This is a genomic window from Roseateles sp. GW821-FHT03B02 (assembly GCF_059421025.1).
This window is the reverse complement of sequence record NZ_JBWKUV010000002.1, coordinates 138,573-161,733: the sequence shown is the minus strand read 5'-3', so window position 1 is coordinate 161,733 and position 23,161 is coordinate 138,573. Positions and strand designations below refer to the sequence as shown.

Here is a 23,161-nt window from a genome sequence, read left to right as displayed (position 1 = left end):
CTGATCAGGAGTTCTCGAGGACGATGCCCTCGATCAGATTGGCCACGTCCTCGCAGCGGTCTGAGATGGATTCCAGCTGCTCGTAGATCGCCTTGAGCTTGATGAGCTCGCGCACGTCGGCCTCCTCGCGGAACAGGCGCGACATCGCCTCGCGCATGACGCGGTCGGCATCGGATTCCAGGCGGTCGATTTCCTCGCAGGTCTTGAGTGCCGCCTCGGTGGTGGCCGGCTTGCTGAGATGGGGCAGCAGCGTGACGGCATGCTGCACGCGCTCGCAGCAGCGCACGCTGAGCGTGGCCAGTTGCAGTACCTGCTCGGGCACCGTGCGCACGTCGTACAGCGACAGCGTTTCCGACGAGTCCTGCAACAGGTCGAGGATGTCGTCCATCGCGTTGATCAGGCTGTGGATCTGCTCGCGGTCGATGGGCGTGATGAAGGTGCGGTGCAGCAGCCGGTTCACCTCGGCAGTGACGCGGTCGGCGGCGTGCTCGGCCTTGTCGACCTCATCGGCGTACTGCTGGCGCAGCGCCGGGTCGGCATACTTTTCGATCATCTTCAGGAAGGCTCGCGCACCTTCCGCAATGAAACCGCCATGCTCATTGAAGAGCTCAAAAAAATTGCCCTCGCGGGGCAGCAGCTTGCCAAACAACATGGCCATCCTTGGATTTCTTGAAGGCGCGCAGTTTAGCGGGCACCGTCACGAAATCGTCATCAAGCCGACCGGAAGATGAAGTAGACGGCCCCCATCAGGCACAGCCCGGCCCACAGGAAATCCAGCTTCAGCGGCTCGCCCATGTAGTAAAGGCTGAAGGGCACGAAGACGGCCAGCGTGATGACCTCCTGCGTGATCTTCAGCTGCGCCAGCGTGAAGCCCGCGCCGTGGCCGATGCGATTGGCAGGCACCTGCAGCAGGTATTCGAACAGGGCGATGCCCCAGCTGATGAGCGCGGCGACGAACCATGGCTTGGTGGCCAGCCCCTTGAGATGGCCATACCAGGCCAGGGTCATGAAGACGTTGGACAGCAGCAGCAGCCCCACGGTCTGCCAACCAGCAAGCGTCGAGAACATCGTCCTGTGTCCGGGTGGTGTCGGGTCAGAGGGAGAGCGGTCCGAGCCGCTCGATGCGCTGGGTCTGCCAGTCTTGCCCAGCAGCCAGAGGCAGAAGTTTCGGCGCGATCTCCAGCAGCGGACGCAGCACGAAGGCACGCTCGCCGAGTCGCGGATGGGGCAGCGTCAGCCGCGGCGTATCGAGCGCCAAGTCGCCGTAGAGCAGCAGGTCCAGGTCCAGCGTGCGCGGCGCGTTGCGATAGGGGCGCTCGCGCCCGTGGGCGAGCTCGATGGCTTGCAGCGCATCCAGCAGCTCCAGCGGCTGCAGGCTGGTGTCCAGCGCCACGACGGCGTTCAGGAAGTCCGGCCCGCCGGCATCCACCGGCGCGCTGCGCCAGACGCTGGAGAGCGCCGCGACATGGGTTCCCGGCAGGGCCGCAAGGCGCAATGCCGCCTGGGTCAACGTGGCCGGCAGGTCGGCGCCAAGGTTGGCGCCGAGGCCGACGTAGGCGCGCGAGCTCACTCGCCCGCGGGCGCCGGCGCGGCGGCGCCCTCCCCGCCGCCGGCGGGCTTGCGACGGCGGCGGCGGCGCTTCTTGGCCGGCGCGTCGGTGGCGGGGTCCGACTCCTCGCTGGCGGGCACTTCGGCGCGGGGCGCGCGGACGACGCGGGGCTGCTTGAGCTGCGCTGAACGGGCGTCGGCCAGCAGGGCTTGCCGGTCGTCGTCGCTACCCAGAGCGAAGTCCTCCCACCAGTCGGCCAGCGCCGGGTCGATCTCGCCGACATCGGCACGCAGGCGCAGGAAGTCGAAGCCGGCGCGGTAGCGCGGCTGCTCGATGAGGCTGAACACGCCCGAGCCGCTGCGGCGCTCGAAGCGGGTCTGCATCATCCAGATCTCGCGCATGTCGGCGGCCAGTTTGCCGCGGCCGGAGATGTCACCAATGCGGGCGTCGAAGACGGCGTCGATGGCTTGCGCCAGGGCCGGCACCGGCGGCTCGCCAGCGGCCCGTGTCTTGTTCCAGCGGTCCAGCACCTCGTGCCACAGCATGCAGGCCAGCATGAAGCTGGGGCTGACGCCACGACCTTCGTTGACGCGGCGGTCGGTGTCCTCGAAGGCCTGGCGCACGAAGTCGCCACGCACGCCCTCGGGCAGGTCGCCGGTCTCGGTCAGCATAGCGTCCAGCACGGCGAAGACCTTGCCGCCCTGCCCCACCAGGCCAAGCTTCTTCAGCTGCACCAGGCTGGCCAGGGCATGGCCGGTCTGCAGCAGCTTGATCATCTCGTCAAAGATACGCGAGGCCGGCACGTTGGCCAGCAGCGGGGTGCAGGCCGCCACAGGCGCGAGCGTCTTCTTCTCGAGATGGAAGTCCAGCTTGGCCGCGAAGCGCACGGCGCGGATGATGCGGACCGGGTCCTCGCGGTAGCGCGTCTCGGGGTCGCCAATCATGCGCAGCACCTTGGCCTTGGCGTCGGCCAGGCCGCCGTGATAGTCCACAACGAGGCGGCGCTGCGGGTCGTAGTACATCGCGTTGACGGTGTAGTCGCGACGCGCGGCATCCTCGATCTGCGGGCCCCAGACGTTGTCGCGCAGGACGCGGCCGCTGGCGTCCACGGCGTGGGACTTGCCGTCCAGTTCGCCCTTGGCCGTCTTCTCGTTGCCGTTGACGGCCTCGGATTCGGTGGGCAGCGCGCGGAAGGTCGAGACCTCGATGACCTCATGCTCGCGGCCCCGCCCGTAGACAACGTGCACGATACGGAAACGCCGGCCGATGATGAAGGCACGGCGGAACAGCCCCTTGACCTGCTCCGGTGTCGCGTTGGTGGCGACGTCGAAGTCCTTGGGACGCATGCCCAGCAGCAGGTCGCGCACGGCGCCGCCGACGATGTAGGCCTCGAAGCCGGCATCGGTCAGCGTCTTGACGACCTTGACGGCGCGCTCGTCGAGCAGGTCGGGGTTGATGCCATGGACCTCGGCGGGAACCTCGACCCGCTTGCCGAGCGGGCTGATCTTCCTGGCGCTGGCCGCGGTGGGCTTGCCGAGCAGTTTGTCGATGAACTTCTTGATCATGCGAAGAGGTGCAACTGGGGCCAGCCGCGCTCGGCGGCGATGGCCGCAAGCGTCGGACTGGGATTGGTCGCCACCGGGTGGCTAACGCGTTCGAGCAGGGGCAGGTCGTTGGTCGAGTCGCTGTAGAAGCTCACGCGCTCGAAATCGCGCCATTGTGCCCCCAGGCCTTGCAGCCAGTTATCGACGCGCGCGATCTTGCCCTCGCGGAAGCTCGGGATGCCGTCGATGCCGCCGTCGTAGCGGCCCTCGGCATCGCGCTTGAGGTCGACGGCGATCAGGTGCTCGACGCCAAAGGCCTGGGCAATGGGCTCGGTGACGAAGACGTTGGTGGCGGTGACGATGGCGATGAGGTCGCCGGCCGCACGGTGCTTGTCGATCAGCGCCACGGCCTCGGGCCGCAGCGCCGGGCGCATGACCTCGGCCATGAAGCGCTCGCGCATGGCCAGCGCCTCGGCCAGCGGCCGGGCCCGCCAGGCGGAGGTGGCGAAGTCGATGTATTCGGCCAGGTCCAGCGTACCGGCGTTGTACTGGGCAAAAAACGCGTCGTTCCGCGCGCCCCAGACCGCGCCGTCAACCCAGCCCACCTCCACCATGAAGCCACCGAAGGCATGGTCGGAGTCCATCGGGATCAGCGTCCCGTCCAGGTCAAACAGCGTCAGATTCATAAAGTGGGGTCGGAGTCGATTTTCTTTTCGCCGCTTTCGTCGGCCAACATGGCCTTCAGCAGCGGCAGTGTCAGCGCCCTTTTGCTGGCCAGGGCGAATTCGTCCAGCCGTTCGAGCAAGGTCATCAAGCCCTTGAGGTTGCGCTCGAAGCGCGTCAGCAGGTAGGACAGCACCTCATCGCCCAGCAGCAGGCCGCGGCGGTCGGCCTCGCGGCGCAGCACGGCGCGCATCTCGGCTTCGCGCAGGGGCTCGAGTGCAAAGCTCGGCCCCCAACCCAGGCGGGTGCGCAGGTCCTCGCGCAGCGGCAGGTCGACGGCCGGAGCATCGGCGGTGGCGACGACGGTATAGCCCTGCCCTGCCGAGGCGACGAAGAGCGCGAATGCCGCGTGCTGCTGGCCGGCGTCGAAGCGCTGGCAGTCATCCAGCAGCAGCAGGCTTTCGTGGGCCGGCAGCTCCCAGGGCAAGGCGGTGTCGGCGTCATACCAGGCCACGCGCTGGCCGGCGGCCTGCCAGCGCTCGGCCAGGCCTTGCAGGAGATGGGTCTTGCCCGAGCCCGCAGGTCCCCACAGCAACACGGGCGGGTCGCCCGGCATCAGACCCATCAGGTAGGCCAGGGCTTCGGCATTGGCGCCGGGCAGGAAGTTGTCGAAGCTATGTGCCGGCGGGGCCAGCAGCGCCAAAGGGATCTGTCTCATTGAAGGGGTCAACGGAACAGCGAACTCGCAAGATAGGCCTTGTGCAGGCGCCGCGCCGCGACGGCCGCAACGGCCGACAGCGGCAGCGCGATCAGCACGCCGACGAAGCCCAGCAGATGGCCGAATGCCAGCAGCGCGAAGATGACCATCAGCGGACTCATGCCGATACGCTCGCCGACGAAACGAGGCGTCAGCACGAAGCTCTCCAGCAATTGACCGATGCCGAAGACGACAGCGACGGCCGCCACGCCGTAAAAGCTGGCGAACTGCAGCAGCCCGGCCAGCAGCGCCAGCAACAGGCCCAGGCCGAAGCCCAGGTAGGGAATGAAGACGGCCAGGCCGGTGAACACGCCGATGGGCAGGGCCAGATCGAAGCGCGCGAGGGCAAGGCCGACGCTGTAGAAGATGGCGAGCACACCCATGACCAGCAGTTGGCCCCGCAGATACTGGCCCAGCGTCGCATCGCACTCCTGCAGAAAGCTGCCCACCGTCCCGCGCGCCGCCGGTGGCACCAGGGCGTTCACGCGCTCGATCAGGCGCGGCCAGTCGTCCAGCAGATAGAAGAGCACGACAGGCAGCAGCACCGCGTTGCCGATGACGGCGAGCAGGAAGCTGCCGCCGATGCGGGCGGAGCTCAGCACGGTGGCCAGCCATTCCTCCAGATTGGCGTCCAGATACTTCAGCACGAAGGCCTTGATGCTGGCCGGGTCGAGCTGCATGTAGATGCCATGCTCGGCCAGCCAGGGCGAGGCCTGGTCGTTGGCCAGCTTGGCCAGGGCTGGGATCTGCTCGCGCAGCGCCGGCAGTTCCCTGCTTAGGATGGGCAGCACGAGCAGCAGCAGCGCCAGCAGGGCCAGCACGAAGATGAGCTCCACCATCAGCACGGCCAGCGATCGCGGCACGCGTCGGTTCACCAGGGCCTGCACGGCCGGCGCGAGCGCGTAGGCCAGCACCAGGGCTGCGATGAAGGGCGCCAGCACCGGCGACAGCAGCCACAGCAGCAGCATGAGGGCGCAGGCAACGCCACCCCAGGCCAGGGCGGTGCGTTGGTACTTGCTGAGCGTCATCATGGTGGGCGGGGCGGGAGGGCGCGGATTGTCACTGAAGCGGCGGCGACCGCCGCTCGAGCAGCGCGGCCAGCCGCACGCGCAGTTCGGCGGCATCCGGCGCGTCGCCCTGTTCGGCAAGGTAGAAGGCCAGGTCTTCCGCTGCCGCCGCCGAGGCACCGAGGGCATCGAACACCAGCCCGCGGTCGCGCCGTTCCGCAGCGTCATCCGGCAGCAGCACGACCAGGCGCTGCTGCACGGCCAGCAACCGCGACCAGTCGCGGCCGGCGCGATGCACCTCCTTCAGGTTGCGCAGCATGCGTGCCAGGATCTGGCGTGGCGTGGCGGCCCGCAGGAAGAATTCCAGCGGCAGCTCCAGGTCGGCCGGCAGGCCGCTGCCGTGGCGGTAGACGGCCAGGCGCTCGTCCAGCCGGGTGGCTGTCAGCAGCTCGCCGGTGAACGGGTCGACGACGACCTCGCCCAATCCCATCTTGAACTTGACCAGGAAATGCCCCGGAAAGGCCACACCCGCAGCGCGCAAGCCGGCATGCTCGGCCAGTTCCAGCAGCAGCACGGCCAGCGTGATGGGGATGCCGCGGCGCGTCTCCAGCACGCGATGGACATGGCTGTTCTCGGCCGCGTAGTAGTTGTTCAGATTGCCGGCGAAGCCCAGCTCACCGTGGAAAAAGCGCGTCAGGTGGTGCAGCCGCTCGGCCTGCACTGTCTCCGGCGTGAGGCGCTCGCGCAGCCGGCGCGCGAGGCCGTCCACCTGGGCCAGCACGGCCTGCACATCGAGACGGGGATGCTCATCCTGCGCTAGGCTGATGGCGGCTTCGAGCAGGTTCAGGCTGTCGTCCTCGGCCACCAGGGTGGCGAAGTAGTCCAGCGGGGTCGGCGCCGCGTATTGCATCAGCTCGGGCGCCCCAGGGCCCGGGGCCGCATGCCGGCCAGCAGCAGCACGGCGAAGTAGACGATGGCGCTGCCCGCCAGGCTCGCGGCCATGGCGAGGCAGCGCTGGAACTCCTGCGCGCCGAGTGCGATCCAGTCCAGCCGCGTGGCGAGCTGCCACTGCAGCAGGCCCATGGCGGCGCAGCCCAGCGCAACGCGCAGACCGAATCCCAGCCAGCCGGGCTCGGGGCGGTAGCTGCCCAGCTTCTTGAGCCCCCACAGCAGCCAGCCGGCATTGACCAGCGCCCCCAGACCGATGGACAGTGCCAGGCCGGCGACGCCGACCCAGGGCACGAAGACGAGGTTGAAGGCCTGGGTCAGCACCAGCACAGCCACGGCGATCTTGGCCGGCGTGCCGGTGTCCTGGCGCGCATAGAAGCCAGGTGCGAGCACCTTGACGGCGATCAGCCCCAGCAGGCCGACGCCCCAGCCCATCACCGACTGGGCGGTATGCGCCACGTCGGTGGCCGTGAACGCACCCCGGTGATAGAGCACGGCGGTCAGCGGCACGGAGAACACCAGCAACGCGACCGCGCAGGGCAAGGCCAGCAGCATCACCATGCGCAAGCCCCAATCGAGCAGGCGGCTGTAGCGCTCGGCCTGGCCCGAGGCCTGCGCAGCCGACAGCTGGGGCGTCAGCACCGCGCTCAACGCCACACCCAGCAGGCCGATGGGGAACTCCATCAGCCGGTCCGCGTAGTTCAGCCAGGAGGTCGCCCCCTCGGCCAGGTGGCTGGAGATCTGCGTGTTGATCATCAGCGACAGCTGGGACACGCCCACGCCGAGCAATGCCGGCCCCATGGCGACCAGCATGCGCCTCACGCCGGGGTGCGACTGCGACTCGCGCAAGCCGCGCCAGCTCCAGCTCATCCGGGGTCGCATGCCGATGCGGCTCAGCGCCGGCCATTGCACGGCCAGCTGCAGCACGCCCCCGAGCATCACACCTGCGGCCATGCCGTAGATGCCGGGATGACCGGCACGCTCCAGCGGCCCGACCAGCGCCCAGCCGCAGGCGATCATGCTCAGGTTCAGCAGCACCGGCGACGCAGCCGGCACGACGAAGCGCCGCCAAGTGTTCAGGATGCCGGCGGACAGGGCGACCAACGACATGCAGCCGATGTAGGGAAACATGAAGCGCGTCATGACCACCGACGCATCGAAGGCCGGCGCCGACAGCCCCGATCCAAGCAGCCAGACCAGCAGTGGGGCGGCAACGATGCCCAGCACGGACGTGGCGATCAGCGCCCACAGCAGCACGGTGGCCACTGCATCGACGAGATCATGTGTGGCCTCGTCCCCGTCGGTCGCCCGGGATGCGGCCAGCAAAGGCACGAAGGCCTGCGAGAAGGCGCCCTCGGCAAACAGGCGGCGCAGCAGATTAGGAATCCGGAAGGCAACGAGAAACGCATCCGTCATGCCGGTGGCGCCGAAAAGCCCGGCCGTCATCTGCTCGCGGACGAGGCCGGTGATGCGCGAGGTCAGGGTCAGCAGGGAAATGGTCGACGCAGCGCGCAGCAGATTCATGGCGGCGGATTATCTGTGTCGCCATCCAGGGTTCTTTTGAAACTCCGCTCGGGCACTTGGCTGAAACCCTGATCCCATGCTATACTCGTCGTCTTTGCACCAACTGGGTATAGATACAGCATGGCAACCAGCTCCAAAGCCAAGAAGAAGACGGTTCGCCTGGCGTCGGGTCGCAAGCGCGCCCGCCAGGACGTCAAGCTCAACGCAGCGAACACCGCACTGCGCTCCCATTTCCGCACGGTCGTCAAGAACGTGCAAAAGGCCGTGACGGCCGGCGACAAGTCCAAGGCCGCCGACCTGTTCAAGGCCGCCCAGGCTGTCATCGACTCGGTCGCAGACAAGGGCATCTTCCACAAGAACAAGGCTGCTCGCCACAAGAGCCGCCTGTCCGCCAAGATCAAGGCGCTCGCCGCCTGACAACCAATCCAGCTCTGGTGCAAGCAGAAGGCCCGCGAAAGCGGGCCTTCTGCATTTCCAGGGAACACGGAGCACCTTTCAGTGCCACTCGCCGGGAACGACCCCCTGGATGCTGCGATCCCGCAGCCACTCCGCGACGGCACGCGCCACCCACTGCGGGTCGTCCAGCGGCAGATCGTGCCCCGCCTTCGTGTGCAGGCGCAGCGGCGCACCCCAGGCACGGCTGATGGCCTGCGAGCAGCGCCAGTCCACCAGGCCGTCCGCCTTGCTGCACAGCAGCAGCATCGGCGCCGCCGGCCGCGTGCGGCTGGCGCGATAGCGCACGCTCGCCAGCAACTGGCGCGCCGTATTGCGCACGCCTAACGGGTACTGGCGCTGCAGTTCCACCCAGCGGTCGATGACGGCCTGGGCCGGCGTCAGACGAGTCGTCAGGCTGAGCACGCGTTCCTCGCGCATGCGCGCACTGAAACGGCTCAGCGACAGCAACAGCAGGCCCAGATAGTTCAGCGGCCGCGGCTTGCGGAACAACTCGCTGAAAGGCCGCAGGCTGGGATTGATCAGCACACCGGCTTCGACTTCCGCAGGGTAGCGGTTCGCCCAGTCGCTCAGCACGGCCGCGCCCAGAGACATGCCGATCAACGACACCGGGCCGCGGACGCCCTGGCGTTCCAGTTCCGCACGGCAGGCATCGACGATGGCCGACACCTGCGTGGGGCTGGCCTGGCGACGCAACGCGCCAGTACCGGGAAGGTCCAGCAACTGCAGCCGCGAGGCCGGCTGCAGCGCACGCAGTTCGCGCAGCAAATGCTCCGGAAACACGCCCCAATGTCCGCTCGCACGCGACAGGCCGCGCAGCAGCACCCAGACCGGAGTCGGCTCGCGCTCCGCCTGCGCCAGGGCAGGCGCGGCAGCGCGCGGATCGACGGAAAGCGGTGTGGTGTTGGAATTTATCGGCATGTTTCCAAACATTGCCGGTGAGGATAACGGCGGCCCGCCCCGGCGCGCCTTGGGAATCTCGCTAGGAGATAGGAGATCAAGCGCCCGTCTTGCCGCCCGGCCGGTCCGGCAGCAGGCAGGCGTCGGCCACCTGGAGGTTGTTGTCACGCGCGAAGTTCATGACGAAGTCCCAGGCCATGGGTTCGAGGCGCCTGAGTTCCTCATTGACGATGACGCATTTCACCCCGTTGATGACGGTGGGCACGCACAGCGGGGAGTAACCGATGTGGGCGCCAATGCCGGCACGCGCGCCACCCGGGCGGAAGCATGACATCGCACCGGCCAGTCGCTCGGCCCAGTCGCTCGGGCGGAAGGTTTTGCCATCCAGGGTGACACCTTGGATGAAGACTTCGCGCGGCGGTGGGGCAACGGTCATGGACGGGGCTTCGCTGTACAGCGGGGCACCGCTGCCAAAGACCGGTATTGTGCCTCGACACAGCCTCATCTGCTGCGGCGCAGCATTTCCAGCGTTCTCGACCCTAGAATCAAAAGCCCACTTTTCCTCAACCCCCTTCTGGAATTTTCTGGAGACCCGATGAACGCTGTCCCCCCCTCGTCCGAGCCCCATGTCATGCCGACCTACGGCCGCCTGCCCGTTGCGCTCTCGCACGGCCAGGGCTGCTGGGTCTGGGACACGGAAGGCCGACGACTGCTGGACGGCCTCGGTGGCATCGCGGTCAACACGCTGGGTCACAACCATCCGCGCCTGGTGCCGGCGCTGCAGGATCAGGTCGCCAAGCTGATCCACACCAGCAACTACTACCGCGTGCCGCTGCAGGAGCAGCTCGCGGCCAAGCTCTGCGAGCTCTCCGGGCTGGCCAACGTCTTCTTCTGCAACAGCGGACTGGAAGCCAACGAGGCGGCGCTGAAGATCGCCCGCAAGTTCGGCCATGACCGTGGCAACACCTCGCCGGAGATCCTCGTCTTCGAGGGCGCCTTCCACGGCCGCTCCATCGCCACGCTGTCGGCCACGGCCAACCCCAAGATCCAGGCCGGCTTCGGTCCGCTCGTGCCGGGCTTCGTGCGCGTGCCGCTGAACGACATCCCGGCCGTCGAGGCCGCGCTCGCCGCGCATCCCAACATCACGGCCATCTTCCTGGAAACCATCCAGGGCGAAGGCGGCATCAACCCGGCCCGCATCGAGTTCCTGCAGGCGCTGCGCCGCGTCTGCGACGAGCGCGACCTGCTGCTGATGCTGGACGAGGTGCAGTGCGGCATCGGCCGCACCGGCAAGTGGTTTGCCCACCAATGGGCAGGCATCCAGCCGGACGTGATGCCGCTGGCCAAGGGCCTGGGCTCGGGCGTGCCCATCGGCGCCGTCGTCTGCGGCCCGCGCGCGGCCGGCGTGCTGACGGCTGGCAACCACGGCACCACCTTCGGCGGCAACCCGCTGGCCATGCGCGCCGGCGTCGAGACGCTGAAGATCATGCAGGAGGACGGCCTGCTGGCCAATGCCGAGGCCGTCGGCGCCACGCTGCGCGGTGCCTTGGCCGAGGGCCTGGCGGGCGTTCCAGGCGTCGTCGAAATCCGAGGCCAGGGCCTGATGCTGGGCATCGAGCTGGACCGCCCGGCCGGCCCGCTGCTCGGCCAGGCGCTCGATGCCGGCCTGCTCATCAGCGTGACGGCCGACCGCGTCGTGCGCCTGCTGCCGCCGCTGATCCTGACGGCCGACGAGGCCCGCCAGATCGCGGCCATCCTGGTGCCGCTGATCAAGTCGCTGCTCGCGCAGCCCACGCCATGAAGCCGGGGGACACGCTGATGCGCCACTACCTCCAGTTCAAGGACCTGCGGGCCGAGGAATACGCCCACCTGTTCGACCGCGCCGCCATCATCAAGCGCCGCTTCAAGAACTACGAGAAATACCAGCCGCTGCAGGACCGCACGCTGGCCATGATCTTCGAGAAGGCCAGCACGCGCACCCGCGTGAGCTTCGAGGCGGGCATGTACCAGATGGGCGGCTCGGTCGTGCACCTGACGACCGGTGACAGCCAGCTGGGCCGCGCCGAGCCGGTGGAAGACTCGGCGCGCGTCATCAGCCGCATGGTCGACATCGTCATGATCCGCACCTTCGAGCAGAGCAAGATCGAGCGCTTCGCGGCGCACTCGCGCGTGCCGGTCATCAACGGCCTGACCAACGAGTACCACCCCTGCCAGATCCTGGCCGACCTGTTCACCTTCATCGAGAACCGCGGCATGGACCGCCGCGGCGCCATCGACATGGACTGCCTCAAGGGCCGCGTCGTGGCCTGGGTGGGCGACGGCAACAACATGGCCAACACCTGGCTGCAGGCGGCGGAGATCCTCGGCTTCAAGGTGCATGTCAGCACGCCCAGCGGCTACGGCGTGGACCCGGCGGTCGCCGGCGTGAAGGACGCGAGCTGCTACCGCGTCTTCAAGGACCCGCGCGAAGCCTGCGAGGGCGCCGACCTGGTGACGACCGACGTCTGGACCAGCATGGGCTACGAGGCCGAGAACGAAGCCCGCAAGGCCGCATTCGCGGACTGGTGCGTCGACGCCGGCATGATGGCCCGCGCCAAGCCGGACGCCCTCTTCATGCACTGCCTGCCTGCACATCGAGGCGAGGAGGTGGCGGCCGACGTCATCGACGGACCGCAGTCGGTGGTCTGGGACGAAGCTGAGAACCGCATGCACGTGCAGAAGGCCCTGATGGAGTACCTGCTGCTCGGCCGCATCGGCTGACCGCCCACCGTCCCGCCACAGGGCCCGCCTTTTCAGTCGGGCCCTTTTTCATCGCGTCAGGCAATGATCGCGAACGCCCGCGACCAGGACCAGTACGCCGCTGCGGTGCCGATGGCATAGAGCAGCGCAGTCCGCAGCCGGGCCATGGCGGGCCATCGCCTCGTCAGCCGCCACAGCAGCCAGGCGATGCCGACGGTGAACAGCTGTCCGAGTTCGACACCGACGTTGAAGCTGAGCAGCGCGGCCGCGAGGTGCTGCTGGGGCAGACCGATTTCCTTGAGCGCACCGGCAAAGCCCAGGCCGTGCATCAGCCCGAACAGGAAGGCCACCAGCGCCGGCCAGCGTTTGGACCAGGTCTCGCGCGGGCTCAAGCCCTCGCCGGCCACCAGCACGATGGACAGCGCGATGGTGGCCTCCACCGGCGGCGGGCGCAGCGTCAGCAGCCCGAGGGCACTGAGCGCGAGCGTCAGGCTGTGGGCGGCCGTGAAGGCCGTGATCGTCCACAACAGCCGCCGCCCGAAGCCCACCAGCAGCAGCAGCGAGATGACGAACAGCAGGTGGTCGATGCCACTCAGGATGTGCTCGAAGCCCAGCACCGTGTAGGCCGACGCCACTTCGCCCAGGCCGCGGCCATCCTGCGCCGCGCCGAAGAGCTGCACGGTCGGCTGCCCCGGCGTCAGCGTGTAGACGCGCGTCTGCCCGTCGCGCCAGTAAATCTTGACGAGCACTGCCGAGAAGCGCTCGCCGATACCCTTCATGCCCATCGTGCCCTTCAGCCCGGCCTCGCCGCAGTGCAGCGCAGTGCCCTCGGCGTTGCAGTGCTCGGGCCATTGCGGGACGAGGCTGTCGGTCGGCGCGCTCTTCTCGCCCGCGCCCCAGGCAGCGATGAATTCACCGCCCGACAGCTCGCGCAGTTGCAGTTCAGCCATGCTGAGCTCGTGGGCGCCGGCCGGCAGCAGCCAGGCGGCCAGCCAGACCAGCAGCAGGCGGCGCATCAGAACGACCATTCCTGCCCCGACTCGGTACGAAAACGATATTTGCTCGCCAGCTCCCGCACGGCAGCCGTGCGCTGCGCAGCCAGCGTGTCGTCGGTCCAGTCCTGCAGCACGACATTGCGCACCGCCTCAAAGGCGGCGAGGCGCCCGGGGGTGACGGCGTCGAGCCGGATTGCGCGCCAGCCTTCCTTGGTGTGCAGGGCCTGCCAGGCACCGCCCGGCGGGCTGGCATCCAGCGCCTTGGCAAAGTCGGGGCCGTAGCTGGGCGCCAGGCTGGCGTGCGGCCGACCCTTGAAGACCCGCAGCCCGGCCTTGGCCTCGCCGGGCGTGCCGCCGTTCAGATCCTTCACGAAGGCCCGCACGGCCGCCTCGCTGCCGTCGCCAGACAGGATGGCCTCCTGGAAGTCGTAGCGGCCGGGCTCGTCGTACTTGTCGCGGTGGGCCTCGAACCAGGTGCGCAGCTGACGGTCATCGACCGGCGGCAGCTTGAGGCCGGCGTCGACGATGCTGAGCGCCTTGAAGATGACGCGCTCCCGGATGGCCGTGTCGCCCAGGTCCACGCGCAGGGCCATGCCTTCGCGGTAGAGCACTTCGTTGTGCACCCAGGTGCGGCGCAGCGCGGCCAGCTCCTTGTCGGTCGGGTCCTGGCCGCGCGCGGACTTGAAGACCTCGCGGGCCTCCTTGTCGACCTCGGCCCCCACGACGATGGTGCGCGGGTCGTCGTTTCGCGACACCAGCCAGTGATCGGCGGCGAACAGCAGGGCGCCGAGCAGCGCGAAATGCAGCAGCGGTTCGCGCAGCACGGCGGGCAGCCGGCGCGCGGGCGCGGCGGCGCCGGATGCGGGTTGGCCCATGGAGGAAGTCATCGACGGGGAATTCATGGAAGGGTCGCAAGAAAAGGCAAAAGCGCCCGGGCTCGTGAAGAGGCCCGGGCGCACCACAGAAGGGTGAGCGCAGGGATGGAATCAGCCAAAGCGAGGGAAGTCGATGCTCAAGCTGGCGTTCAGCACGCCGCCCTTTTCGAAAATGAGTTGCATGGGATAGGCGCGCGCCACCTGAAGCTGCCATTGCAGATCAGTCAGCAGCAGATGGACTCCCTGCTCGCTGAGCAGCGAGGTGCGGCCGCGCGGGATGGCGAAGTCCACGCCGTCGCCGGCCACGCCCGGGCCAGCCAGCGTGGCGCCGCCAGCCACCATGGTCTTCACGCCGATGAGGCGGTCGTCCTCGGTCACCTCGTCGAAGCGCATGAACACGCGGGCGCTGTCCTCGGACTCCAAGGTTGCGCGCGCCCAGGGATGGGTCACGCGCAGCGTGGCGGAGAAGAACTCGCAGGCCCGGGCCTGCGGCGCCCACAGTGGCAGCCCCGCGGCGAGGCCGGCGCCGAGCAGGGCCCGGCGCCGCAGCGGGCGGGCAGCAGCGATGCGGCTCACGCCCACGCCCCTCAGCGGCCGGCCACCAGGCGGGCCTTGGACGCCGTGGCGGGGGCCACGCCGGCGGAGCCCGCCACCTGCACGTAGATCGGGTTGCTGTAGAACCACAGGTCCGACCAGGCCGCCACGTCGTAGGCCGAGTACTTCACGCCGTTGACGACCGGCAGGTGCGTCGGGCAGCCGTTGATCGCGTTGCCTGTGTACGCGGTGCGGCCACCCAGGGCGGGCACGTTGGTGCCGACCGTCGTGCAGGGGATCTTCAGCATCGCGGTGTTGCTGGCGTTGGTGTACAGGTCGGACAGCGGGTTGCCGTCGCTGTCGGTCTCGTAAGGCACCGAGGCCGGCATGTTGGTGCCGCGCAGGCGCACGTACTGCGACTGCGTCGGCGCCGCGATACGGTAGACCATCGCCAGGCCCGGGGCCCCGCCCACGGTCACGGCCGACCAGGTGGCGCCGTTGAAGGTGGACAGCACCTGCGCGCTGGTGTTCTTGGCTGCTGCCGGCACGCCGGACAGGTCGATCTTGCCGGCAGCCGTGCGCGGGTTGGTGCCGTCGGCACGCAGCCAGTCGGTGTTGGTGGGCCACTGGCCAGCGTAGTCGGCAGCCGCCGGCGACTTCAGGCCGGTGACGTTGCCGCCGATCAGGTCGATGTGGTCCAGCACCGGCTGGTTGATCGGCTGGTTGATGCCCACCTGCAGCAGCGACGGGTTCGGGAAGTTGTAGGGCGCGTTGTTCGTGCCGGCGGGATCACGCACGACGATGGCGACGTAGACGTCCGTGCCGGCCGTGATGTTCAGGCGCTCGCCCATAGTGGCGCAGCCCGTGGCGTCTGCAGACACGCCGGTGCTGGCTGCCGCCACGGCAATGGCCTGGACATCCGCCGCGGTGCGGCCCGAGCAGGCCACGAAGGCCAGGCGGTCGATCAGCTGGCCGCTGGCCGCCCAGGCGTTGCCCGTGCGCAGGCCGTCGACGATGGTCTGCGGGCGCAGCTTCGGGTCGGTGCCGTTGCGCACCATGACGTAGGTGCGCTGGTACTCGCCGGGCTGGAAGTCCTGCGTCGAGCGGCGGTCATCCGGGCCGAAGATGCCCCGGTTGTGCCAGTCGGAACTGGCGAAGAACCAGAAGTTGCGGCCTTCGCCGAGCAGCGCGTCCCACACGCCGCCGATCTGTGCGCCATAGACGCCGGTGCCGCCGTAGGTCGTGCCGCCGACCGAATCGGTCAGCACGCCGTTGATGGTTTGGCGCTTGGGCTGGTACTCGCCGCGGTCGGACGAGGCGCCATGGCCCGGCTGGGTTTCGAAGCCGAAGGCGATGTCGGGCGACACGTTGTTGAAGTTGCGCAGATGCTCGACGTTGAAGCCGTTGTTGCCGTTCGGGTTGAACGGGCCGGCGCGCTCCAGGTGGGCAGGGATGTAGTAGCTGCCCGTCGGGTGATTGGCGGCCATCCACTTGATGGCTTCCAGCGTCTTGGTGTGGCCCTTGGTGCCGGTGCCGGTGCCACTGCCCTGGAAGAGCTTGGCCGCCGTGGCGTTCCACTCGGGGCTAGTCTCGTTCAGGCTGCCCGGCACGGCGCAGTTCCAGTTGTTGGTGGTGCCGCGGCTGGTGTCGGTGTCACCGCGGTCGAAACAGTAGGACCACTGCGCCAGCGCGTTGGCGTTGCCCAGCACGGTGCTCGCGCCGCCGATCGGCGTGGTGTCGATGGCAGCCGGCATCTGGCCGGTGATGACGGACATCGAGCTGTGCTCGTGGCCGGCGACGACGGACTCCAGGCCCAGGAAAAGCGGCACGCCGTTGTTGGCGGCCACGTTCTCCAGCAGGGGGTACTGGAAGGACTGCAGCGACTGCCAACGCCACATCAAGCCTGAGGTAACGGCGTTGTCGCCCTTCAGCGCGGCGTTGCCGATGCTGTTGGCCCAGGTCGTGGTGGGCCCCTGGTTGGTGAAGGGGTAACCCGGCGTGGCAAGGCTGGCGTCTTCGGTCAGCGTGCAGTTGCGGTTGCCGTTGCCGCCGTGGCCGGCCTGCACGAACCAGTCCAGACCCCAGGTAGCGGTGGACTTCTTGACCAGCTTCTGCATCGAGATCGAACCGTCCGAGCAGGTCGTGTGGTTGTGGAAGTCGCCCGCCACATACTTGCCCGCGGGCTTGCTCTGCGCGGCAGCCTGGATGGGCGACATCGAAAGGGCGACCGAGCCCATGGCGGCGAAGGCGGCCAGGGCCACTTGGCGCTGGTTGAACGGGATACGCATGAGGCTAGCTCCTGAAATGATTCGAGGTGACCGGGATCGGGGGTGACGGCGGGATGCTAGGGAGCGTCATTGACCGCCGCGTGACGGTGCGCAGAGCCGAATGGCCCCCGGTGCGTGTTTGCGCCCCAGGAAAACCCGTCCCGCATCTGCGGGGGATCGGGTGCGCTGCCCTGGGCGGGCGCGGCTGCGGCGGTACCCGTTGTCGCGTTTGGACTATGTCGATACGGACGGCCGACCCAGGCCCGTCACAAACGCCGCACATAGTCGCGTCCAGGTTTTGGCTCGACACCTGAGGACTCTTCATGAACTACGCCCGCTTCCCCCTGTCACAAGCCGCCGCCGTCGCGGCACTGATCTGCACGGCCGGCGCCGCGCAGGCCGCCATCACGGCCAGCACCAGCCTCGCCAGCTTCACCGCTGCCGCCGGCGGCGTGGTCAGCTCGGACAGCTTCTCCAACCTGACCATCAACCAGCCGCTGAACGCGCTCAGCGTCTCGCGCACGGCCGGCGCGCTGGGCTACGACCTGACCTCGTCCAACCTCAGCACCGACCCCATCAACGAGCCGTCGGGCCTGTTCGTCGTGCCGGCGGCCAGCAACATCGCCGTCTCGACGATGTGGTTCCAGGACACCCTGACCTTCGGCAACTTCACCACGCCGGTGAAGGCCATCGGTGCCAACGTTTACGGCACCAACATCCTGGGCGAGCTGTCCACACTGGCCCTGACCCTGAAGGCCACCGACATCAACGGCCTGACCTTCACGACCACCAGCACCGGCAACTCCCTGACCGGCTTCGTCGGCTTCGTCTCCGATGTCCCGCTCGCCTCGGTCGTCATCAGCGCCACCACGCCCAGCACCAACGCCTACGTGTCGCTCGACAACGTGACGCTGGCCGCCGCCCCCGTGCCCGAGCCGAGCAGCTGGCTGCTGATGCTGGCCGGCGGCGTCGCCACGCTGAGCCTGGCCAAGCGCCGCCGCGCCTGAGCCCCAGGCGCCGCTTCCCGCCAGGGAGGCTCGCACAACTGTCATCGTCGCTTTCGACAATGGCCCGATGGATGAACTCATCGGGCTTTTCCCCATTCCCCTGCTGCGCGTGCCCGGCGTGCTGCCGGCGCCGCTGGTGCGGGCCCTGGTCGAGCATTTCAGCGCCCGTGCGGTGCGCGAGAACAACTCCTCCGGCAACCTCACCCACACCGAGATGCTCAAGCCCGGCGACAGCCCGCTGTTCGTCGAGGCTGCCGCGCTGATCACGCCCAAGCTGACGGACTTCGGCGCCGCCCTGCTGGGCGAACGCATGGGCTGGGCGCTCAAGGAGATGTGGGTCAACGTGCTGGACCACGGCGGCCACCAGGCCATGCACAACCATGCCAACAGCTTCGCCTCCGGCGTGGTCTACCTGACGCCCACCCACGAGAACTCGCAGACCGTGTTCATGAAGTCGCCCGGAGGCACAGACTTCGCCTTCCGCAACGACCACGCCGGCACGACACCCGGGCCCTACAACGCGGACAAGTGGATCAGCCCCGCCCCCGCGCCCGGCGACATGGTCATCTTCCCCAGCTACCTGATGCACGCCGTGCCGCCCAACCCCGGCGAGCGCCGCATCACGATGGCCTTCAACGCCATCCCGGCACGGCTGGACTCCTGGGGCTACGCGATCTCCTTCGCCGGCTGACGCATGCACGCCGCCCCCCTGGCCCTGCTGCTGATGGCCGCGTCCGGCTTTGCCGGCCTGGGCTACCAGATCATTTGGACGCAGCAGTTCGGGCTCGTGCTGGGCCATGAATCGGCCGCCGTGCTGGCCGTGGTCGCAGCCTTCTTCGGCGGGCTGTCGCTCGGCGCGCTGGCCCTGGGCCGGCGCATCGAGACGAGTGCCCGGCCGCTGCGCTGGTATGCCGGCTGCGAAGCCCTGATCGGCGCCTGGGGCCTGGTGCTGATGCTCGCGATGCCGGCCGCCAGCGCCGCCGCCCTGCGGCTGATCGGGGCGGATGCCTCTCCGCTGTGGCACTGGAGCATCGCCTTCGGCGCCAGCTTCCTGCTGCTGCTGCCCGCCACGGCCGCCATGGGGGCGACATTGCCGGCCATGACGCGCCTCGGCACCGCGGGGCTGGCGCCGCTGTACGCCGCCAACACCCTGGGCGCCGTGGTCGGCGTGCTGGCCACCGCCTTCTGGCTGATCCCGGACTGGGGCCTCACGCGCAGCGCCGGGCTCTGCGTGGCGCTCAACCTCGGCTGCGCCCTGCTGGCCGGCATCGCGCTCAAGGCCGGACCCATGCCGCGGCTCGCCCCCCGCGCGTCGAGCCGGCCACTGGCCCTGCTCGCGCTGACCGGCCTGCTGGGCATCGCCTACGAAGTGCTGGCGGTGCGCGTGCTCAGCCAGGTCGCGGAGGACACTGTCTACACCTTCGCGCTGCTGCTGGCCGTCTACCTGGCCGGCAGCGCCCTGGGCGCTGCCGCCTTTGCGCGCTGGCCGCGGCTGCGCAGCACGCCGCGGCTGCTGCAAGTGCTGGCCATGAGCATCCTGCTCGGCACAGCTGCGCTCTGGGGCGCCGAGGCGATCAAGGACTGGCTGCAGCCCGAGACGCTGGCCGCGGCCCTGGCCACCGAGGCCCTCCTCGCCGTCGCCGTGTTCGCGCTGCCGACGCTGCTGATGGGCGCCCTCTTCTGCCAGCTCAGCGCCGACGCGGCCGAGGCCGGTATCCCGTTCAGCCGCGCCTTGGGCGTCAACACGCTCGGCGCCATGCTCGCCGCGCCCCTGTTCGGCGTTGCGCTGGCCCCGGCCCTCGGCCCCAGGCTGGCCCTGCTGCTCGTGGCAGCGGGCTACCTGCTGCCGATGCCGGCCTGGCGCAGCCTGGCGTGGTGGCTGCCCGTCGGCGCCACCGCCGCCCTGGCCCTGCTCGCACCGCCGCTGGCCTTCGTCGACCTGCCCGACGGCGGCCGCCTGCTCAGCTACCGCGACGGCGCGATGGCTGCCGTCAGCGTCGTCGAGGACGCCGCTGGCGTCGCTCGGCTGCACATCAACAACCGCCAGCAGGAAGGCAGCAGCGCCAGCCTGCACGTCGATGGCCGCCAGGCCCTGCTGCCGCTGCTGCTGCATCCGGCCCCGCAGCGTGCCCTCTTCCTCGGCGTCGGTTCGGGCATCACCTCGGGCGTGGCTGCGCAGTTGCCGGGGCTGCAGGTGGATGCGGTCGAGTTGCTGCCCGAAGTCATCGAAGCCTCGGCGCTGTTCCGCCCCGCGCTCGGCCCGGGCCCGGTCCCGCGGCTCATCGCCGCCGATGCCCGCCGCTACGTGCGTACGGCCACGCAGCACTACGACGTCGTCGTCTCCGACAATTTCCACCCCGCCCGCAGTGGCTCGGGCGCGCTCTACACGGTCGAGCACTTCGGCGCGGTGCGCGAGCGCCTGGCGCCGGCCGGCCTGTTCTGCCAGTGGCTGCCCCTGCACCAGCTCGACCTCGACACCCTGCGCAGCATTGCCGCCGCCTTCCTGCAGGCCTTCCCCGACGGCGCCGCCATCCTCGCCAGCAACAGCCTGGACACGCCCACCATCGGCCTCGTCGGCCGCGCCGGCGGCAGCCGTTTCGCGCCCCGTGCCGCGCCGGCGCTGGCGGCGGGCTTCGGGCTGGGCGACGACCTGGCCGTGCTGGGCAGCTTCATCGCCGACAACGCCGCGCTGCAGCGCTTCGCGGCCGGCGCACCGCCGAACACCGACGACCGCCCCTGGGTGGCCTACCGCGCACCGCGCATCACCTACGCGCCGGACTCCGCGCCGCGCGACCGCCTGCTGGACCTGCTGGGCCAGCTCAGCGTCGACACGGCCTCGCTGCTGCCAACACCGGACCTCGCCCCGCGCCTGAATGCCTACGCCGCCGCCCGCCGGGCCTACCTGGAGCTGGGCCGCCGCACGGCCCCCAGCGCCGACCCTGCCGTCATGCTGGCCCGCGTCGGCCCGCCGCTGCTGGCGGTGCTGCGCCAGAGCCCCGACTTCCGGCCCGCGGCCGACCCGCTGCGCCGCCTCGCGCAAGCCCTGGCCCCGCACGACCCGGCCGCGGCCCGACAACTGCTGGACGAGCTGGCCCGCATCCGCCCCGATCTGGCCGCCCTCTGATCTGTTGGGCCGGCGTCAGCGCTTCATGGCAAGCTGCGGCCATGCGCTGGGCCTTCATCACCGACATTCACGCCAACCGCCAGGCCTTCGAGGCCGTCCTCGCCGACGCCCGCGCGCAGGGCGCCACGCGCTACGCGCTGCTGGGCGACTTCGTCGGCTACGGCGCCGACCCGGCCTGGGTGCTCGACCAGGTCATGGCCCTGGCGGCCGATGGCGCGATCGCCGTGCAGGGCAACCATGACGAGGCGGTGGCCCACGGCAGCACGCCCAGCATGCACCCGGACGCCCGCGCCGTCATCGACTGGACGCGCGCCCAGCTCGACGAAGACCAGCTGCGCTTCCTGGCGCGCCTGCCCCTGCAAGCCCATGGCGAGCCCGGCCAATGCCTGTTCGTGCACGCCAACGCCTTCGAGCCCAATGGCTGGGAATACGTGCAGGGCCGTGCCGAGGCCGTGAAGAGCCTGCACGCCAGCGCAGCCCGCATCCAGGTCTGCGGCCACATGCACGATCCCATGCTCTTCCACCTCTCCGGCACCGGCAAGGCGGGCGACTTCCGCCCTGTGGCCGGCGTGCCCATGCCGCTGCCGGCGCATCGCCAGTGGCTGGTCATCCCCGGATCCTGCGGCCAGCCGCGCGACGGCAATCCGGCGGCCTGCTATGCGCTGCTGGACCCGGGCAAGTCCGACCTGGACGACGCCCGCATCACCTTCCAGCGCGTGGCCTACGACGTCGAGGCCGCCTGCGCGGCCCTGCACGCGACCGACCTGCCGCCGCTTATCGCCGAGCGGCTGGCGCGCCGCCTCACCCTGGGCGAGTGATGACGACCACCCCTGCCTCGCCGCCCGCCCCGCCGGCGCCGCTCGAAGCCGGCCAGGTGCTGGACGGCTTCCGGCTGGAGGAGAAACTGCACCAGGGCGGCATGGCCAACCTCTGGCGTGTGAGCCGCGTAGAGGGCGGCAAGGGCGGCGGGGGCGACGGCGAGCTGCTGATGAAGGTGCCCCGCATCAAGGGCGGCGAAGACCCGGCCACCATCGTCGGCTTCGAGGTCGAGCAGATGCTGATGCCCCAGCTCAGCGGCCCGCACGTGCCGCGCTTCGTCGCGCGTGGCGACTGGACGCGGCAGGCCTTCATCGTCATGGAGCGCATCCCCGGCGACACGCTGCGCCCGCGCCTGGACGACGCGCCGCTGCCGCTGGAGGAGGTGGCCGACATCGGCGCCCGCGTGGCCACCGCGCTCGCGGCCCTGCACCGCCAGCATGTCGTGCACCTGGACATCAAGCCCAGCAACATCATGTTCCGGCCCGACGGCACGGCCGTGCTGGTCGACTTCGGCCTCAGCCGCCACGAGCAGCTGCCCGACCTGCTGGAAGAGGAATTCACGCTGCCCATGGGCACGGGCCCCTACATGAGTCCGGAGCAGGTGCAGTTCGTGCGCAACGACCCGCGCAGCGATCTCTTTGCGCTGGGCGTCATGCTTTACCACCTGGCCACCGGCGAGCGCCCCTTCGGCCAGCCGAACTCGGTGCGCGGCCTGCGACGGCGCCTGTTCGTCGAGCCCATGCCGCCGCGCGCCATCCGGCCCGAGCTGCCGCCCTGGCTGCAGGAGGTCATCCTGCGCTGCCTGGAGGTCAAACCCGAGCGCCGCTACCAGAGCGCCGCCCAGCTGGCGCTGGACCTGCGCGAACCCGGTGGCGTGGCGCTGACCGCCCGCGCCGAGAAGCTACAGGTCAGCGGCGCGATGCGCCGCCTCAAGCGCTGGTTCTTCGCGCTGGGCGCCGAGGCCCCGCCGCCGCCGCCGGCCGGCCAGCAGCTGGCGCGCAGCCCCATCGTCATGGCGGCGGTCGACGTGGAAAACGCGACGCCCGAACTGCTGGCCCAGCTTTGCGAAACCGTTCGCCGCATCGTGCAGACCGAGGCCGGCGCACGCCTGGCCTGCGTGAGCATCATGCGGGTCAACCGCATCGGCATCGACGAGCTGACCGACAAGCACGGCCAGAGCCTGCACGTGAAGCAGCTCATCGCACTGAAGCATTGGGCGCGCCCCATCAGCAAGGCGCTGAACCTGGACGACGGGCGGCTGACCTTCCACGTGCTGGAGGCCCCCGACGCGGCCGGCGCCATCATCGACTTCGCCCACCGCAACGGCGTGGACCACATCGTCATGGGCGCGCGCGGCTCGTCGGCATTGCGGCGCTATCTCGGCAGCGTGTCGGGCCAGGTCGTGGCCGAGTCGGACTGCACGGTGACCGTCGTGCGCGAAGCCGCCGCCGGCTAG

23 protein-coding genes are annotated in these 23,161 nt (G+C 69.5%); 8 read left to right on the top strand and 15 right to left on the bottom strand.

Annotated elements, in window-relative coordinates:
• Positions 1–4: 4 nt before the first annotated feature.
• Genes AC07VX_RS06990 through murJ form a run of 9 tightly spaced genes read right to left on the bottom strand, consistent with a single transcriptional unit; the run spans position 5 to position 7,992 of the window.
• Positions 5–652: a DUF47 domain-containing protein gene (locus AC07VX_RS06990; protein WP_493164503.1), complete on the bottom strand. Its 648-nt coding sequence runs from the start codon at positions 650–652 to the stop codon at positions 5–7.
• Between the two features lie 59 nt (positions 653–711).
• The gene (locus AC07VX_RS06985; protein ID WP_493164011.1) at positions 712–1,068 is read right to left on the bottom strand and encodes a DMT family protein; all 357 of its coding nucleotides are present in this window, start codon (positions 1,066–1,068) and stop codon (positions 712–714) included.
• A 25-nt stretch (positions 1,069–1,093) separates the two neighbouring features.
• A complete protein-coding gene (gene folK / locus AC07VX_RS06980; protein WP_493164010.1) occupies positions 1,094–1,570 on the bottom strand; it encodes a 2-amino-4-hydroxy-6-hydroxymethyldihydropteridine diphosphokinase in 477 nt (158 codons plus the stop codon).
• Positions 1,567–3,114, bottom strand: coding sequence for a polynucleotide adenylyltransferase PcnB (pcnB, locus tag AC07VX_RS06975; RefSeq protein ID WP_493164009.1), 1,548 nt, complete (start codon positions 3,112–3,114; stop codon positions 1,567–1,569). Before pcnB ends, folK begins: the two co-directional genes overlap by 4 nt.
• Positions 3,111–3,779, bottom strand: a complete 669-nt coding sequence (locus tag AC07VX_RS06970; protein WP_493164008.1) for a histidinol-phosphatase — start codon at positions 3,777–3,779, stop codon at positions 3,111–3,113. Before AC07VX_RS06970 ends, pcnB begins: the two co-directional genes overlap by 4 nt.
• Entirely contained in the window at positions 3,776–4,474 is a 699-nt protein-coding gene (locus AC07VX_RS06965) for an HdaA/DnaA family protein (RefSeq protein ID WP_493164007.1), read from the bottom strand. The genes AC07VX_RS06970 and AC07VX_RS06965 overlap by 4 nt, the downstream gene beginning before the upstream one ends.
• Before the next feature lie 8 nt (positions 4,475–4,482).
• A complete protein-coding gene (locus AC07VX_RS06960) occupies positions 4,483–5,544 on the bottom strand; it encodes an AI-2E family transporter (protein ID WP_493164006.1) in 1,062 nt (353 codons plus the stop codon).
• A gap of 28 nt (positions 5,545–5,572) precedes the next feature.
• Positions 5,573–6,430, bottom strand: a complete 858-nt coding sequence (locus AC07VX_RS06955) for a SirB1 family protein (protein ID WP_493164005.1) — start codon at positions 6,428–6,430, stop codon at positions 5,573–5,575.
• Positions 6,430–7,992, bottom strand: coding sequence for a murein biosynthesis integral membrane protein MurJ (gene murJ, locus AC07VX_RS06950; protein ID WP_493164004.1), 1,563 nt, complete (start codon positions 7,990–7,992; stop codon positions 6,430–6,432). The genes AC07VX_RS06955 and murJ overlap by 1 nt, the downstream gene beginning before the upstream one ends.
• Before the next feature lie 120 nt (positions 7,993–8,112).
• Between murJ and rpsT the strand changes: the two genes are divergently transcribed.
• Entirely contained in the window at positions 8,113–8,409 is a 297-nt protein-coding gene (gene rpsT, locus AC07VX_RS06945; protein WP_493164003.1) for a 30S ribosomal protein S20, read from the top strand.
• A gap of 78 nt (positions 8,410–8,487) precedes the next feature.
• Here rpsT and AC07VX_RS06940 read toward each other — a convergent pair whose 3' ends face one another.
• Together AC07VX_RS06940 and AC07VX_RS06935 are read right to left on the bottom strand one after the other, a co-directional pair.
• Entirely contained in the window at positions 8,488–9,366 is an 879-nt protein-coding gene (locus AC07VX_RS06940) for an alpha/beta fold hydrolase (protein WP_493164002.1), read from the bottom strand.
• A 76-nt stretch (positions 9,367–9,442) separates the two neighbouring features.
• Positions 9,443–9,781, bottom strand: coding sequence for a DUF3579 domain-containing protein (locus AC07VX_RS06935; protein ID WP_493164001.1), 339 nt, complete (start codon positions 9,779–9,781; stop codon positions 9,443–9,445).
• 159 nt (positions 9,782–9,940) lie between these two features.
• On the opposite strand from AC07VX_RS06935, the gene AC07VX_RS06930 reads away from it, so the two are divergent.
• Positions 9,941–11,146: an aspartate aminotransferase family protein gene (locus AC07VX_RS06930; RefSeq protein WP_493164000.1), complete on the top strand. Its 1,206-nt coding sequence runs from the start codon at positions 9,941–9,943 to the stop codon at positions 11,144–11,146.
• Positions 11,143–12,105, top strand: coding sequence for an ornithine carbamoyltransferase (argF, locus tag AC07VX_RS06925; protein WP_493163999.1), 963 nt, complete (start codon positions 11,143–11,145; stop codon positions 12,103–12,105). Before AC07VX_RS06930 ends, argF begins: the two co-directional genes overlap by 4 nt.
• Positions 12,106–12,161: 56 nt before the next feature.
• Here the strand turns inward: argF and AC07VX_RS06920 are convergent, their stop codons facing one another.
• From AC07VX_RS06920 to AC07VX_RS06905, 4 genes are all read right to left on the bottom strand, one after another.
• Entirely contained in the window at positions 12,162–13,100 is a 939-nt protein-coding gene (locus tag AC07VX_RS06920; protein WP_493163998.1) for a HupE/UreJ family protein, read from the bottom strand.
• Complete coding sequence (locus AC07VX_RS06915; RefSeq protein WP_493163997.1) at positions 13,100–13,954, bottom strand: peptidyl-prolyl cis-trans isomerase; 855 nt, start codon at positions 13,952–13,954, stop codon at positions 13,100–13,102. The genes AC07VX_RS06920 and AC07VX_RS06915 overlap by 1 nt, the downstream gene beginning before the upstream one ends.
• Positions 13,955–14,065: 111 nt before the next feature.
• Entirely contained in the window at positions 14,066–14,530 is a 465-nt protein-coding gene (locus tag AC07VX_RS06910; RefSeq protein WP_493163996.1) for a copper chaperone PCu(A)C, read from the bottom strand.
• Between the two features lie 11 nt (positions 14,531–14,541).
• A complete protein-coding gene (locus tag AC07VX_RS06905) occupies positions 14,542–16,776 on the bottom strand; it encodes a CehA/McbA family metallohydrolase domain-containing protein (RefSeq protein ID WP_493164515.1) in 2,235 nt (744 codons plus the stop codon).
• A gap of 302 nt (positions 16,777–17,078) precedes the next feature.
• Here AC07VX_RS06905 and AC07VX_RS06900 point away from each other — a divergent pair, with 302 nt between their 5' ends.
• The 5 genes from AC07VX_RS06900 to AC07VX_RS06880 all read left to right on the top strand — a co-directional run bounded on the left by AC07VX_RS06900 (position 17,079) and on the right by AC07VX_RS06880 (position 23,161).
• On the top strand, positions 17,079–17,762 hold the full coding sequence (locus AC07VX_RS06900) for a PEP-CTERM sorting domain-containing protein (protein ID WP_493163995.1): 684 nt from the start codon (positions 17,079–17,081) through the stop codon (positions 17,760–17,762).
• A gap of 67 nt (positions 17,763–17,829) precedes the next feature.
• On the top strand, positions 17,830–18,453 hold the full coding sequence (locus AC07VX_RS06895) for a TIGR02466 family protein (RefSeq protein WP_493163994.1): 624 nt from the start codon (positions 17,830–17,832) through the stop codon (positions 18,451–18,453).
• A 3-nt stretch (positions 18,454–18,456) separates the two neighbouring features.
• Positions 18,457–20,886, top strand: a complete 2,430-nt coding sequence (locus AC07VX_RS06890; RefSeq protein ID WP_493163993.1) for a spermidine synthase family protein — start codon at positions 18,457–18,459, stop codon at positions 20,884–20,886.
• Between the two features lie 41 nt (positions 20,887–20,927).
• Positions 20,928–21,704, top strand: a complete 777-nt coding sequence (locus tag AC07VX_RS06885) for a metallophosphoesterase family protein (RefSeq protein WP_493163992.1) — start codon at positions 20,928–20,930, stop codon at positions 21,702–21,704.
• Positions 21,704–23,161 carry a serine/threonine protein kinase gene (locus tag AC07VX_RS06880; RefSeq protein ID WP_493163991.1) on the top strand — a complete coding sequence of 486 codons (1,458 nt, stop codon included), beginning with the start codon at positions 21,704–21,706 and terminating at the stop codon, positions 23,159–23,161. Before AC07VX_RS06885 ends, AC07VX_RS06880 begins: the two co-directional genes overlap by 1 nt.